Origin of the sequence: Kordia antarctica (assembly GCF_009901525.1) — a bacterium.
GTDB lineage: Bacteria > Bacteroidota > Bacteroidia > Flavobacteriales > Flavobacteriaceae > Kordia > Kordia antarctica.
The window spans coordinates 1,461,289-1,476,635 of record NZ_CP019288.1 but is presented as its reverse complement, the minus strand read 5'-3'; the positions used below and the strand labels follow the sequence as shown (position 1 = coordinate 1,476,635).

The 15,347-nt window shown below is 32.4% G+C and carries 8 protein-coding genes; 6 read left to right on the top strand and 2 right to left on the bottom strand.

All coding sequences use genetic code 11. The annotated features are described in order from the left end of the window. Positions 1–106: 106 nt before the first annotated feature. From IMCC3317_RS05970 to IMCC3317_RS05955, 4 genes are all read left to right on the top strand, one after another. Positions 107–4,624: a translocation/assembly module TamB domain-containing protein gene (locus IMCC3317_RS05970; protein WP_228054966.1), complete on the top strand. Its 4,518-nt coding sequence runs from the start codon at positions 107–109 to the stop codon at positions 4,622–4,624. 556 nt (positions 4,625–5,180) lie between these two features. Further along, positions 5,181–6,167, top strand: coding sequence for a 6-phosphofructokinase (gene pfkA, locus IMCC3317_RS05965; RefSeq protein ID WP_160128594.1), 987 nt, complete (start codon positions 5,181–5,183; stop codon positions 6,165–6,167). A 37-nt stretch (positions 6,168–6,204) separates the two neighbouring features. Beyond that, complete coding sequence (gene gap / locus IMCC3317_RS05960) at positions 6,205–7,200, top strand: type I glyceraldehyde-3-phosphate dehydrogenase (protein ID WP_160128593.1); 996 nt, start codon at positions 6,205–6,207, stop codon at positions 7,198–7,200. 106 nt (positions 7,201–7,306) lie between these two features. Then, complete coding sequence (locus IMCC3317_RS05955; protein WP_160128592.1) at positions 7,307–8,173, top strand: N-acetylglucosamine kinase; 867 nt, start codon at positions 7,307–7,309, stop codon at positions 8,171–8,173. Positions 8,174–8,490: 317 nt separating this feature from the next. Here the strand turns inward: IMCC3317_RS05955 and IMCC3317_RS05950 are convergent, their stop codons facing one another. Both IMCC3317_RS05950 and IMCC3317_RS05945 read right to left on the bottom strand, forming a co-directional pair. Then, positions 8,491–8,631: a hypothetical protein gene (locus IMCC3317_RS05950; RefSeq protein WP_160128591.1), complete on the bottom strand. Its 141-nt coding sequence runs from the start codon at positions 8,629–8,631 to the stop codon at positions 8,491–8,493. Between the two features lie 171 nt (positions 8,632–8,802). Next, on the bottom strand, positions 8,803–9,840 hold the full coding sequence (locus IMCC3317_RS05945) for a GMP reductase (RefSeq protein WP_160128590.1): 1,038 nt from the start codon (positions 9,838–9,840) through the stop codon (positions 8,803–8,805). 273 nt (positions 9,841–10,113) lie between these two features. Here IMCC3317_RS05945 and IMCC3317_RS05940 point away from each other — a divergent pair, with 273 nt between their 5' ends. Both IMCC3317_RS05940 and IMCC3317_RS05935 read left to right on the top strand, forming a co-directional pair. Next, positions 10,114–13,410, top strand: a complete 3,297-nt coding sequence (locus tag IMCC3317_RS05940; RefSeq protein ID WP_160128589.1) for a tetratricopeptide repeat protein — start codon at positions 10,114–10,116, stop codon at positions 13,408–13,410. After that, on the top strand, positions 13,379–15,331 hold the full coding sequence (locus IMCC3317_RS05935) for a DUF3857 domain-containing protein (protein ID WP_160128588.1): 1,953 nt from the start codon (positions 13,379–13,381) through the stop codon (positions 15,329–15,331). The genes IMCC3317_RS05940 and IMCC3317_RS05935 overlap by 32 nt, the downstream gene beginning before the upstream one ends. The last annotated feature ends 16 nt before the right edge of the window (positions 15,332–15,347 follow it).

Below are 15,347 nucleotides of genomic sequence, written 5' to 3'. Positions count from 1 at the left end.
AAGATATGCTAAACATCGTGTTTTGTATTGTTTTTTTCGTGAATTTGCATAGTCTTAAAAGTAGGTAACTTAAATACTAAACGTCATTAAAAGAGTCTGGAAAATATTGAAGCGTATCGTGTTGGCAATTTTGCTACTCTTCATCTTTTTGGTGATTCTATTCTCTATTCCAGCCGTACAAACAGCCGTTGGAAAAAAAGCAACCAATTGGATCAATGATACTTACAAAACAAATATCAATATTGAACGGATTGGTTTAAAGTGGAATGGCGATATTTCTCTTAAAAATATTTATATTGAAGATTATCTAAAAGATACATTGATTCATGTAAATACATTGGAAACTTCTATTTTAAGTTTCAATAATCTTATAAATAGTAAACTTGAATTTGGAGCTGTTAATGTTGACGGTTTAATCCTGAATATTAATACTGAAAAGGATTCAATTGATACAACGTTGGATGTTTTTATTGCCAAGTTTGATACAGAAACTCCCGATGATACTCCTTCCGATTTTCTATTAAAAACATCTAAAATGCGCTTGAGTAATGGCAAGTTTAGATACAGAGATCAAAATAATGCTACGCCAAATATGCTTGATTTTACGGAGCTTTCAGGAACGGTAAATGATTTTAAAGTTGAAGGTCCAAGTGTTTATGGAGATGTTCGTAAACTTACATTTTTAGATAGTAATGGTTTGCGAGTCAATGAAATGTATGCTAAATTTCAATATACGCTGACGCAAATGCGTTTTGATGATTTGATTGTAAAAACTGATGGTTCCATATTAAATGGATTTGTGGTGTTTGATTATGATCGAGAAGACTTTGCAAACTTTTTAGACAAAGTGAAAATCAACGCAACTTTCACTGATTCTGAACTTGATTTTAGTGAATTGAATTATTTTTACGACGAATTTGGAAACAAAAAAGGAGCGTTCAGTACAGAGTTGACAGGTGTTTTGAACGACTTCACTACGAAAAATTTCCACTTCAGATCGCCAAGTACTTTGATAAAAGGTGACATTCATTATAAAAACTTACTAAATTCCAGCAGACCTTTTTATATGAAAGGTGACTTTGATCGTTTTACTTCAAATTACTATCAAATGTCATCATTGTTGCCAAATATTCTAGGGAAAAATTTGCCTACATCTTTAAACAAATTAGGGCAATTTAACTTGCGCGGTGTTACGGAAATTACGGAAACCACTATCAACGCAGATGTAAAGATTGATACAGAAATTGGAAGTTCAATTTTAGACGTAAAGTTTAAAAATGTAAGTGATAATATCAACGCTTCATATATTGGAGAAATAGTGTTGCAAGATTTTAATATTGGTCGTTATTTAGAAGATGAAACACTCGGAAAAGTTTCGCTTGATGTTTTTGTAGATGGAAAAGGATTTACGGAAGAAAGCCTAAACACGGAAGTTGTAGGGAAAGTGACGAAACTTGGTTACAACAAATACGTTTATAAAGGCTTAAGTGTTTCTGGAGTTTTAAAAGATCAATTATTTGACGGAAATTTATCTTCAAGCGATCCAAATGCGAAATTTAACTTTCAAGGTTTGGCTAATTTTGCAGGAGAAATTAACGAATTCCGCTTTAAAGCTTCTATTGATAAACTTGATTTGTATAAGCTGAATTTTGTCAAAAGAGATAAAACTTCTGTTTTACAAGGAGATGTCGTAATTGATGTGGTTGGAAATACGATTGATAATATGGCAGGCGATATTTTCTTTAAGAAAATTGCATATACCAATCAAAATGAAACGTACTCGTTTGAAAATTTCAATATTAATTCGGAGTTTGATAAAGATATTAGAACGCTCACAGTAGATTCGCCAGACATCATTCGCGGAACTGTGACAGGACGTTTTCATTTTGACGAAGTTATTGACTTAGTGCAAAACTCTGTGGGAAGTATTTACACAAATTACAGACCAATTGAAGTGCTTCCAAATCAGTACTTAACGTTCAATTTTAAAATTTATAATAAAATTGTTGATGTATTTTTGCCAGATGTAGAATTGTCTAAAAACACATCGCTTCGTGGAAGCATTACTGGCGACGAGAATAGATTTAATCTTACATTCAAAACGCCACAAATTATTGCGTACGGAAACACGATTGATAATGTAGAAATACAAATTGATAATAAAAACCCAATTTTTAACACGTATATAGAAATTGCAGATATAGCTACGAAATGGTATGATGCAAAAGAGTTTAGCTTGATTAACACGACGTTAAATGATACTTTATTCTTTAAAACGGAATTTAAAGGCGGAAAAGGTTTTGAAGATAATTACAATTTAAGTTTCTATCATACTATTAATGAAACCAATAAATCCGTTGTCGGAATTAAAAAATCAGATGTTTCTTTTCGTGGATATAAATGGTTTGTGAACGAAAAAAATGATAGAAAAAACAGATTCATCTTTAATAAAACACTCGATTCTATTTTTATTGAAAAAATTGTAATGAGTCATGAAAATGAAGAAATTGACTTAGAAGGGCAATTATTTGGTGAAAACAACAAAAGCATAAAACTACAATTCATTGATGTTGCATTGGAAAAAATAACGCCATCTATTGATAGTATTCGCTTAGGCGGAAAGGTGAATGGAAAGTTAGATGTTAAACAAATTAATGGAGGTTATGTGCCAAAATCGAATTTGAATATTGCGGATTTGATTGTTAATGGTAAAGAACTTGGAAATCTAACTGTTGATATTTCTGGCGATGATCGGTTAGAAAGTTTTGATGTAAATGCAAAATTGGTCAATGAAACTATTGAATCGTTAGTTGCTGTTGGAAACATCAATGTTTCTGGTGAAGTTAACACGATCAATGTTGACACAACGATTGATAAATTTGACATTTCACCATTTAGTGCGCTTGGAGAAGATATCATTACAGACATTAGAGGACTTATTTCGGGAGAAGCAAAAATTACTGGAAATCTCAACAATCCAACAATAAATGGGGAACTCAGTATTTTGGCTGGCGGATTGTACATTCCGTATCTCAATGTAGATTTGGATATGGCAAATAGTTCTATTGTAAAATTATATGACCAGACTTTTGAATTTGCGGATGTGACTATTTTGGACACACAAGATTATACCAAAGGACAACTCAACGGAACTATTACGCACACAGGATTTTCCGATTGGCGATTAGGCTTAAATATAACAACAGATCGTTTATTAGTGTTAAACACAGATGAAAATAACGATGAAGAAACCTTGTATTATGGAACGGGTTATATTAGTGGAGAAGCTACAATTGAAGGACCAACAGATGCATTAACCATTAAAGTTTCTGGAGATACTGAGAAAGGAACTTCGCTCAAAATACCAATAAGTGATGTGGCTTCTATCGGAGATGCATCTTTTATAAAATTTGTCAATAAAAAAGATTTCTACAACCCAGAAGTACAAGAAGATCAAGTGTTAGAAGACTTCAAAGGATTAGAATTAGAATTTGATATTGGTATTACACCAGATGCTGAAGTAGAAATTGTAGTGGACAAAAAAGCAGGAAGTACTATAAAAGGAAGTGGTTTTGGAAGTTTACTTATACAAATTAATACCAATGGTAAATTCAACATGTGGGGCGATTTTATTACTCAAAAAGGAGAATATAATTTTAAGTATGGAGGCGTTATAAATAAAAAATTCATCGTAAAACCTGAAGGAACTATTACTTGGGAAGGCGATCCGTTACGTGCGCAATTAAATTTAGAAGCTGTGTACAACCTAAACGCGAATCCTGACGTATTGTTAGAAACGCCAACGTATAACAGAAAAGTGCCTACGGAAGTAAGCATCCAAATTACGGGAAGTTTAGATCAAATAGAACCAAAATTTAACATCAACTTTCCAAATGCAAAAGGAGTTGCGAAATCGGAATTAGATTATTTATTAGATGACCAAGACAAACGTAGATTGCAAGCACTTTCGCTATTATCACAAGGACGTTTTGTAAATCAAGTAAACATCAATCAAAGCGCAATTACTGGAAACTTAATTGAAACGGCAACAGGAATTATAAATGACGCACTTACAGGCGATGGAAACGGAATTTTGAATGTTGGTTTAAATTACAGTCAGGCAGATCGTTACAATCAATTAAACCCAGATGCGGCAGATCAGTTAGGATTTACGGTTTCGAGTCAAATTAGTGAAAGAATAACTTTTAATGGTAAAATTGGTGTTCCTGTTGGCGGCGTTGCACAAACGGCAATTGTTGGTGATGCGGAAATAGAAATTTCTTTAAATGAAGATCGAACACTGACAGCGAAAATCTTCAACAAACAAAACCAAATTCAGTACGTTGGTGAAATTCAAGGATTCACACAAGGAATTGGATTGTCGTATCAAGTTGATTTCAATACGTTAAAAGAATTGGTAGATAAAGTCTTCAAAGGAAAAAAGAAGATGGCGGAGGAAAAGCAGAAAAAAGATGCCGAAGAAGAAAAAGCCAAAGCAGGTAATGGAGTTGTAAATTTTACGGCAAAGGAAACTCCTAAAAAAGAAAAATCTACAAAAGAAGAAAATAAAACGGATAAAAAAGGCAAAGAAGACGATAGTAATAAAGACAAAAAGGATGAATAATTTTTGACTAGTTTCTAGTGATTAATTAGTTGCTCTTTATTTGTATCTTCAATAAAAATATACTTTCCAAATTTCATTAAAAACAGTCAAAATCTTCTTGTTTTCAAAATGAAAAATCATTAAAATAACGTCAGTTATATAAAATTCCAATGTATTTTTTGTCTTTTCCGCAGTATAGCAGGGATTTTTCGTTAAGAATTTTCGAATCCTTGGAGAAAATTTAGAAAAATTCATGCGGTTTTAGTTTTTTTCAAAAAGAAAAACTAAAAATACCTCTGGAAAAGCGCACTTTCTTTTGTTTCTTTTCTTTGTGCGAGCAAAGAAAACGAAAATCAAATACTTAAGCACTTATTTTTAAATATGTTCAAAGCTTTATTTGAGTAAAATTATGTCAAACTCACGTTAAAATAATAGCAAAATTTCAATCTAAATCATTAAAAATCTGAGAACTTATTAACGAAAACGTTTGAAATTTTAAAACAATGTAAAATTAGAGTCAAGCGTACTATAAAATCAAAATAAGTTTCCTAGCTTTACTTTTCAAATTAAAAATTGCATGCAACAAAACATCAAAAAAATAGGCGTTATGACCTCTGGAGGCGATGCTCCAGGAATGAATGCTGCGATTAGAGCTGTCGCAAGAGCTTGCTCATATTACAACATAAAATGTGTTGGTTATTACAGAGGTTATCAAGGAATGATTGAAGGTGATAGTGTAGAACTTACCGCTCGTAATGTAAAAAATATAATCAGCAAAGGCGGAACGATTTTAAAATCGGCACGTTCTATCGAATTCAAAACAAAAGAAGGACGAAAAAAAGCATATGAAAATCTAAAAGAAGAAGGCGTAGATGCCATGATTCTTATTGGTGGTGACGGAACATTTACTGGTGGAATGATTTTTAGTAAAGAATACGACATTTCTGTTATTGGAGTTCCTGGAACGATAGACAATGATATTTTTGGAACAAAATTTACCATTGGTTACGATACTGCATTAAATACAGTTGTAGAAGCAATTGATAAAATTCGTGATACGGCAAGTTCACACAACCGACTTTTCTTTGTAGAAGTTATGGGACGCGATGCAGGATTTATTGCGCTAAACGCAGGAGTTGGAGCAGGAGCAGAAGAAATTCTAATTCCTGAAGAAGACTTAGGATTAGACAGATTGTTAGAATCATTACAGAGAAGTCGCAGAAGCGGAAAATCATCAAGTATTGTCGTTGTTTCTGAAGGAGACAAAATTGGTAAAAATGTCTTTGAATTGGCAGAATATGTTACCGAAAACTTACCTGACTATGAAGCACGCGTTTCTGTTTTAGGACATATGCAACGTGGCGGAAAACCAACCTGTTTTGATCGTGTATTGGCAAGTAGACTTGGCGTAAAAGCTGTAGAATTGATTTTGGACGGACAAACCAATGTAATGGTTGGTGTAGCTGACAACAAATTATTAGTCACGAGTATAGAAAAAGCAGTCAAAGGAAAACATACCATCAACAAAGAATTATTGAGAATTTCAGATATATTATCTGTATAAATATAAATTAAGAACGAAAAGATTAAACACAAATAAAATGACGAAATTAGGAATTAATGGATTTGGAAGAATCGGAAGAATAGTATTTAGAGCAACCGTAAAACGTGCTAATGTAGAGGTAGTTGCTATTAATGACTTATTAGATGTAGATCACTTAGCTTACTTATTAGAATTCGATTCTGTTCATGGAAGATTTGATGGAACGATTGAAGTAAAAGATGGAAATCTTGTAGTTGATGGAAAAACAATTCGTGTGACTGCGGAAAGAGATCCAAAAAACTTAAAATGGGATGCTGCCGGAGTTGATGTAGTAGCTGAATGTACTGGGATTTTCACAACCTTAGAAACTGCTGATTACCACATTCAAGCCGGAGCAAAAAAAGTAGTTATTTCTGCACCTTCTAAAGATGCACCAATGTTTGTAATGGGCGTAAATCATAAAGATGCAAAAGCAACTGACAATGTAGTTTCAAATGCTTCTTGTACAACAAACTGTTTGGCTCCAATTGCGAAAGTATTAGATGATAATTTCGGAATTGATGAAGCGTTAATGACAACAATACACGCAGCAACTTCTACGCAACATACTGTAGATTCTCCATCAAAAAAGAATTACAGATTAGGTCGTTCGGCAATGAATAACATCATTCCAACTTCAACTGGAGCTGCAAAAGCTGTTGGAAAAGTAATTCCAAAACTAGACGGAAAAATTACAGGAATGGCGTTTCGTGTGCCAACAGTTGATGTTTCTGTGGTAGATTTAACAGTTAGATTGGAAAAAGAAACTTCGTACGAAGAAATCAAAAAAGTATTCAAAGCAGCATCGGAAGGTGAATTGAAAGGAATTCTTGGATATACAGAAGATGCAGTTGTTTCTCAAGATTTTGTAAGTGATGATCGCACAAGTATTTTTGATGCTGGCGCAGGAATCGAATTGAGTCCAAAATTCTATAAAATCATTTCTTGGTATGATAATGAATTTGGATATTCAAACAAATTAGTAGACTTAGCGGTATACGTTCACGGTTTATAATATTATACAAACACAGTGCATGGAACTAAGTTGAAATGTACTGTGTTTATTGATTTTTTTTTATAACATTCCCGATTAATCGGGAATTTACTTTTATATTCATTACATGATTTTAGTAGTAGATAGTGGTTCCACAAAATGCGATTGGATTGCAGTGGACAAAGATGGGAATCAATTATTAGACAAACTTCGTACAAAAGGATTAAATCCTGCGATATTGACGGAGAAGAAGCTGACAAAAACCATCAAAAAAAGCAAAGAACTTTCAGCAAATCGTCATATAGTAACACACATTTTTTTTTATGGCGCTGGTTGCGGAACGGAAAATCCACGATTGCTATTAAAAGGTGTTTTGGAAGAGTTTTTCCCAAATGCGCACGTTGAGGTCAATGAAGATACGTTGGCGGCTGTCTATGCTACCATAAATCATAAAAAAGAAGCGGCAGTTGTCTGTATTCAAGGAACTGGTTCGAATTGTAGTTATTATGATGGAGAAAAATTACATCAACGTGTAAACTCATTAGGATATACCTTAATGGATGAAGCAAGTGGAAACTACTACGGAAAACAACTTATTCGCGATTATTACTTCCATAGAATGCCTACTGCAATACGAGTTGCTTTTGAAGAAAAGTACAATCTTGACAGTGATTATATAAAATACAATCTTTACAAGCAACCAAATCCAAATGCATACTTGGCAAACTTTGCCGAATTTATGTTTTTAAACAAAGATTCTGATTACATTTTGAAGCTTATCAAAAAAGGATTTCGTGAATTTGCTACCAACATGATCATGCAGTTTAAAGAAGAAATCAAAACGATTCCTGTACACTTTGCAGGTTCAATTGCATTTTTCTCAGAAAAGGAGATTAGAGAAGTTGCTACAGAATTTGGATTTACCGTTGGAAATTTTGTTAGAAGACCAATTGAAGGTTTAGTGGCTTTTCATACGAATGCTTTGAAAGAATAGTTTTTTTAGTTTAAAGGTTTATAAGTTTAATAGTTTAGGTGTTTATGAATACTTAGTTTACCGAAGTACAATTTTCTTTCATATTGAAGTCGCCATGCTAGGTATTTTCAATCAAAATATATTTTGATCTCAATAATACTCGAAATGACGTTGTTGAAATTATAAATTATAAATTATAAATTATAAATGTTGAATTTTAAATTAAAAAGTAATTTCATTTATACAGACAAACAAAGAGCGACAAGAAATTTTGCCACTCTTTCAGTATAGGTTTTTTTATTAAGCGAACCGAAATTCACTTGAAACATAATAATTTATTATTGTTGACAATGGCGTCCATTAGACGTGCATCCTCCAGTAGGACAGAAATAGGTGTCACAAGAATCACTTGGGGCACAAGTATAATTATCTAATGAATTATTAGATGATGATTCAAGTCCACCAGTTATTGTCGTCATTTTTAAATTAGACACTGAATACTTATTCAGTTTTAACGCATTAGAATTTCTTTTTTTCATGGTATAATATATTTTGGTTAAAATCATACTCAAAGTTAATGATTTTAATATTTAAGAATAAGATTTTGCTACAAGAAGATTACATTGACATTAATTTTTTCTATCAAAAAACTAAGAAAACACTCTATTTTCCTGTTCAGAAACTTGAATAAAAGTAGTGCGCTTCGTTAATTCTTTTAATCTTGGTGCGCCAACGTATGTACACGTGCTACGAATTCCGCCCAAAATATCCTGAACTGTATCTGCAACGTGACCTTTCAGTGGAATTTCAACTGTTTTTCCTTCGGAAGCTCTATATTCTGCAACGCCGCCAACATGTTTTTCCATCGCTGTAGCTGAACTCATTCCATAAAATTGTTTGAATTTTTCACCATTGCGTTCTATCAATTCGCCGCCACTTTCGTGATGTCCGGAAAACATTCCGCCAAGCATTACAAAATCTGCTCCAGCGCCAAAAGCCTTAGCAACATCGCCAGGCGTTGAACAGCCGCCATCCGAAATAATATGTCCGCCCAAACCATGTGCAGCATCAGCACATTCAATAATTGCAGAAAGTTGCGGATACCCAACACCAGTTTTTACACGCGTTGTACAAACCGAACCTGGACCAATTCCAACTTTTACAATATCTGCTCCAGAAAGAATCAACTCTTCTACCATTTCTCCTGTAACCACATTTCCTGCAATAATCACTTTATCGGGAAATTGCGAGCGTGCATTTTTCAAAAAATCTACAAAATGTTGCGAATAACCATTGGCAACATCAATACAAATAAATTTTAATTGCGGATGCTTTGTCAAAATCGTTTTTAACTTTTCGTTGTCTTTTGCGCTCGTTCCTGTGCTAACGGCAATATGCGGAATATATGCTTTCGGAATTGCTTGCATAAACGCATTCCATTGATCTAGCGTATAATGTTTGTGAATTGCGGTAAATAGCTGTTTTGAAGCCAATGCTTCTGCCATTTCAAAAGTTCCGACAGTGTCCATATTTGCAGCCATAATTGGAATGCCGCTCCATTCGTATGAATTGTGTAAAAATTTAAAAGTTCGTTCTAAAGAAACTTGTGAACGACTTTTTAAGGTTGAACGTTTTGGGCGAATCATAACATCTTTAAAGCCAAGCTTTAATCCACTTTCAATGCGCATACTTTCTATTTATTTGTTGTTTTTAAAAGTAGAAATTTCTATGGAAACAGACTTCTAATTAAACGTAATTTTTTCATAGGTTATTAACAGGATTTGGAATAATAGTGAAGAAAAATCTGTCTAAAAGTTGCATTCGTACAAAAAAATGAGTGCTTGTTAAATTTGTTACGTGTTTAGGATGTAAGAAGGTGTTTTCAGGATTATTATATGAACATAAAATAATGTATTTTTGAGACTTAACTCGATACATTAACAATCCTTTTATTTTAATCAATGAAAAACATTCTTTACTTCTGTTTACTTTTAGCACCAATTTTAAGCTTCTCTCAAGAAAAAATTCCATTAATCGATGTCGAAAAAATCATTGATCAAGTTCGAGAAAAAGAACAAAGTGGAGAAACTCAGCAAGCATTAGATTTGTTAAATAAGATTCATAAAAATGATTCTACTTATTGTTCTATTCTCACATCAAAAGCATATTATCTCATCAATTTAGAAAAATATGACGAAGTCATCGAGCTAATGGATGAAGCAAAAACCTATAGTTGTGGAGATGTTAGAGTGTTTTTTTATGTAAATCAAGGAGTTGCTTATGCTAGTAAAGAAAATTACGCAAAAGCATTAGAAGTTTATAACGAAGGAATAAAACATTTTCCAACCTATTATAAACTTTGGTATAACAAAGGACTTTCATTGGAAAAACTTGATCGAATAGATGAAGCTGTTGCGGCGTATCAACGTTCAATTACACTGAATCCGCTATATAGATCTCCTCAATTACGATTGGGTAATTTATGTTATAAACAGGGGAAAATAACACAAGCATTAATGTGTTACAACATGTATTTATTATTAGATCCTGATGGTTCAGGTTCTTTTGAAACACTTCAATCGCTAAACAACATAGTTTCTTCTAAAAATGAAAATGAAAGCGATCCTGAAATTGAAATCTCAGAAGATGATGAGTATTTTGAAGATTTAGACTTAATAATAGACAATAAAATTGCATTAAATAAAGACTACGAAATTGATCACGAAATAGATATAGCACTTATTAGACAAAATCATGCAATGCTAACGCAACTTGAAAATTTTGAAGGAACTGACGGTTTTTGGAGTAAAAAGTACGTGCCATTTTTTAATTGGATTCAAAAAAATGAATATTTTGAAGATTTCAGTTATACATTAGTTGCTTCCATTCAAAATGAAAAGTATAAAAAACAGGTGCAGAAGAAACAAAAAGATATTGTTGAGTTTCTAAAAATAGCTTTGGAACAATGGAAACTAGTATTAAGTAAAAATACAGTTGTTGTTGATGGCGAAGAAAAAGAACTGCATAATTCTTACCAAGGATCTTTTGTTGAAGGACAAGGAGTATTTACTAATGAAACTCCCGTTGGGCACTGGAAGTTTTACAACAGTTATGGGCGTTTAACAGGAGAAGGAAATTTTGCAGAAGATGGCAAACGAATAGGCAATTGGAAATGGTATTACGAAACTGGAGACGAGAAAGAAACTGCGGTCTATTTGAATGGTGAATTGAATGGGAAAAATGTAATGCACTACGCTAATGGTAGCATGTATATTGACGGAAACTACGCAAATGGTAAGTTAGATGGAGAATACAAATTTTATAATGAGAATGGCGCGTTGATTCAAAAAAAGTATTTCAAGAATGGAAAATTGAATGGAAAATACCTCTCTTATTTTGCTGTTGGAAAAGATGCATTAGAATATGATGTTGTTTACAAAGAAGACCTTCTACAAGGAACCGTAATTGAATATTATGTGAATGGTGCTGTATACAGAGAAACTCCATATACAGATGATGGGAAAATTGTAGGAATAGAAAAAAAATATCATATAGATGGAACTCTAGTTGTAGAAGCAAACTATAAAGAAAATCAACTTGATGGTGTATACACAACATATTTTGCTAATGGAGCTGTAAATGATAAAGGACAATATTTAGAAGGCGAACCAACTGGAATGTGGAAAACATATTATGACGACAACACAATTTCTGATGAATATGAATACACAAAAGGGAAATTGAATGGAAGCTACAAACGCTTTGATACAGACGGGAAAATACATTACGAATACACATACCGAAAAGATGAAATCATCGCGTATAAATTTTATGACAAAGCTGGAAAAGTAATCAAGGAAGCAAAGAAAAAAGGAGGCGAATTTCTTTATAAAAGCTATTCGCCCGACGGAAATATTACTTCGGAAGGTATTTATGATATTAAAGGAGGGAAAAAAGGCGATTGGAAATTTTACTCTAACAATGGCGTTTTAACTGCTTCGGGAAGTTATGTAGATGATAAAACTATTGGCGAATACAAAACATTCTACAAAAATGGAAAGGAAGAATCTGTAGCCGTCTATAAAGATGGAATGTTAGCTGGATATTATGTAGCATACCATAAAAATGGAAAAATGAAAAATCAGGGTTGGTATAAAGAAGATCAGGCTTATGGAGAATGGAGAGCGTATTATGTAGATGGAACACTTAAAAATAGTTACTACTATCATAAAGGAGATTTACACGGAGATCAACAAGAATATTCAAATACAGGTAAATTGAATAGAATAATAGGCTATAAATTTGGATCACTAATTTCAGATAAATTCTTTGATGAAAATGAAGAAGAATACCAAGTGATCAACTATTTGAAAGATGGAGTAAAAGGTGTATTAACACACAACTTTACGAACAATTTACCAAACATATCAACAATGTATGTAAATGGATTGCAACATGGAAATTACACACGACACGCATTTGATGGAAAGAAATTAGTAGATGGAACTTACACAAACGGGAATGAATCTGGGAAATGGACTTGGTATTTTGAAAACGGAAAGCCAGAATTAATTCGACACTATTTTGATGGAAATAAGCATGGAGAAGAACTGAGATACAACGAAGATGGTTCAATAAAAATGAAAGCTGAATATTATCGTGGTGAACAACAAGGAATAGAAGTTACGTATTATAAAAATGGAAAAGTAGAAATTTCTACACCATACAAAAATAATCAAACTCATGGACGAAAAGAATTTTTTGATTCATTAGGGAATTTACAATTGGTTCGTTTTTACAATCATGGAAGATTGGTTGGTTACAGCTATTTAGATACAAATGGTAAAGAAAAGCCAATGATTCCTATCACAAATGAAACAGCCAACATAAAAGCATATTACACTAACGGAAAAGTTTCTAGAGAAATGGAAGTCAAAAATGGAGACTTTGTAGAAACGTATATTGCATATTACTATTCTGGAAAGATGGAAAGTGAAACTCACTATATGGATGGAGAATTTCACGGAATTAGCAAAGAATATTATAGTAATGGCAATTTAAAAAATGAAAAAGAACACAATTATGGAAAGCTTCATGGAAAAGTCAAAGAATATCATGAAAATGGTAAAATGAAAAGTGATTTCAATTACGCAAATGATGAACTAACAGGAGAAGCAAAACATTACAATGAAGCAGGAAAACTTACAAAAACAGAATTATACTTTAATGGAGAAATATATGACATTCAAACTCTTTAAGAAGTTTCTAGCAACTTTTTTAGTACTACTATCAACGAATTTTATATATGGACAACATTCTTCAGAATACACAAACCTGAAGCAGAAATACCCGAATGCTAATCAAGTAAAACTTCAAGAAGAAACAACGATAGAAATTCAATTAAAAAATGGTGTGGTTAGCATTACACAAAGCTTCTTAGAAGAAGATATTTATCTAAATGAAAGCGCTACAATGCGTTCAAAACGATCGCTAAATTTCTCTTCATTTTTTGAAATGGAAAAAGTAGAAGCGTCATCGTTAAATTATATAAATGGAAAATACAGAGAAGTTGAAGTAAAAGAATTCAAAGAAAAGGATGAATTGGATCAATCGTTTCATGATGATACAAAATCACTTAACTTCATTTATCCAAACCTAAAAGAAGGCTCTAAAACGTACTTAAATTATTCGGAAAAAGTAAAAAATCCACGATTTCTAAGTCCATTTTATTTTGGAGGATTTTCGCCAATAGCACATCGAAAAGTAACGATCATTGTAGACAAGGATATTTCGCTCATATTTAAGGAATTTAATACGGAACATGTAACAATCAATTTCACCAAAAAAGAAAAAAGAGGAAACATTATCTATACATGGGAAATTAACGATGTAGAAGAATATGACTATGAATCAAATGTAACCACATACAAAAATATTTTGCCGCACATAGTTCCAATTATCACTTCATACATTGACGAAAACGATGCAAAAGTCAGCCTTTTGGGCGATGTTTCAAATCTATACAATTGGTATTATTCGTTGGTAAAAGATATAAACAATGAAGCATGTGACACAAAATTGGTTACGATTGTAAACGAATTGACTGCTAATAAAGAAAATGACTTAGAAAAAGTTCGTGCTATCTATTATTGGGTGCAGCAAAACATAAAATACATTGCATTTGAATATGCTTTAGGAGGTTTTATTCCAAGAGAAGCAAATGATGTATTTCAGAAAAAATTTGGCGATTGTAAAGACAATTCTAGCATACTAGCAATTATGTTAGATGTTGCCGGACTTAAAGGAAATCTTACTTGGATTGGAACACGAAGCATTCCATATTCATACAAAGATGTACCAACGCCAATTGTAGATAATCATATGATTTTAGCGTATGAATACGAAGGGAAAACGTATTTCTTAGATGCAACAGGAAGATATTTGCCAATCGAATTTCCATCGTCATTTATTCAAGGAAAAGAAGCGTTAATCGGAAACGGTGAAAATGATTTTAGAATAGCCGAAGTTCCTGTGATTGAGGCTAAAAAGAACGCAATCATTGATGCTTCAGCTATTTACATTGATGGAGAAAGCATCGTTGGAAAAGGAAGGTCTGAAATATCAGGATATGAAAAAAATTACTATTTCAACTATTTAGAAAGTATAAAAACAGACGAAAAAAGAACATCGTTTTACAACAGTCTTCTGCAAAAAGGAAGTAATAGTTTTTTGATTGATAAATTTGAAGAAACAAACAAATACGAGTACGATAAAAATTTCATTGTAGACTATGATTTCAAAATTACAAACTATGTAAAAAGCATTGATGATGAAATCTATGTAAATCTAAATCTGAACAAAGATTTATCGTCTTTCAAATCAAAGAAAGATCGGAAGTATGAAGTAAAAAACACGTATAAAAGTCACTACGAATATCAAATTACTTTCGATATTCCTGCTGGATATGAAGTATCATATATTCCTGAAAACATCGCTATTGAAAACCCGCTAATATCATCGGCAATTACATATACGCGTACCAAAAATCAAATCAAATACAATCACAACGCAGAAATAAATTACCTAAGTTTATCAGTTGAAGAGCAAAAGAAAGTTAACAAACTGATTAAGAAAATTGAAAAAAACTATAAAGAAATCATCGTTCTAAAAAAGAAATAAAACTTCAAAAATAGAT

Excerpts from the sequence above, each read along its gene's own strand:
- pfkA (WP_160128594.1), top strand. The coding sequence starts at position 5,181 with ATGCAACAAAACATCAAAAAAATAGGCGTTATGACCTCTGGAGGCGAT.
- gap (WP_160128593.1), top strand. The coding sequence starts at position 6,205 with ATGACGAAATTAGGAATTAATGGATTTGGAAGAATCGGAAGAATAGTA.
- IMCC3317_RS05955 (WP_160128592.1), top strand. The coding sequence starts at position 7,307 with ATGATTTTAGTAGTAGATAGTGGTTCCACAAAATGCGATTGGATTGCA.
- IMCC3317_RS05950 (WP_160128591.1), bottom strand. The coding sequence starts at position 8,631 with ATGACGACAATAACTGGTGGACTTGAATCATCATCTAATAATTCATTA.
- IMCC3317_RS05945 (WP_160128590.1), bottom strand. The coding sequence starts at position 9,840 with ATGCGCATTGAAAGTGGATTAAAGCTTGGCTTTAAAGATGTTATGATT.
- IMCC3317_RS05940 (WP_160128589.1), top strand. The coding sequence starts at position 10,114 with ATGAAAAACATTCTTTACTTCTGTTTACTTTTAGCACCAATTTTAAGC.
- IMCC3317_RS05935 (WP_160128588.1), top strand. The coding sequence starts at position 13,379 with ATGGAGAAATATATGACATTCAAACTCTTTAAGAAGTTTCTAGCAACT.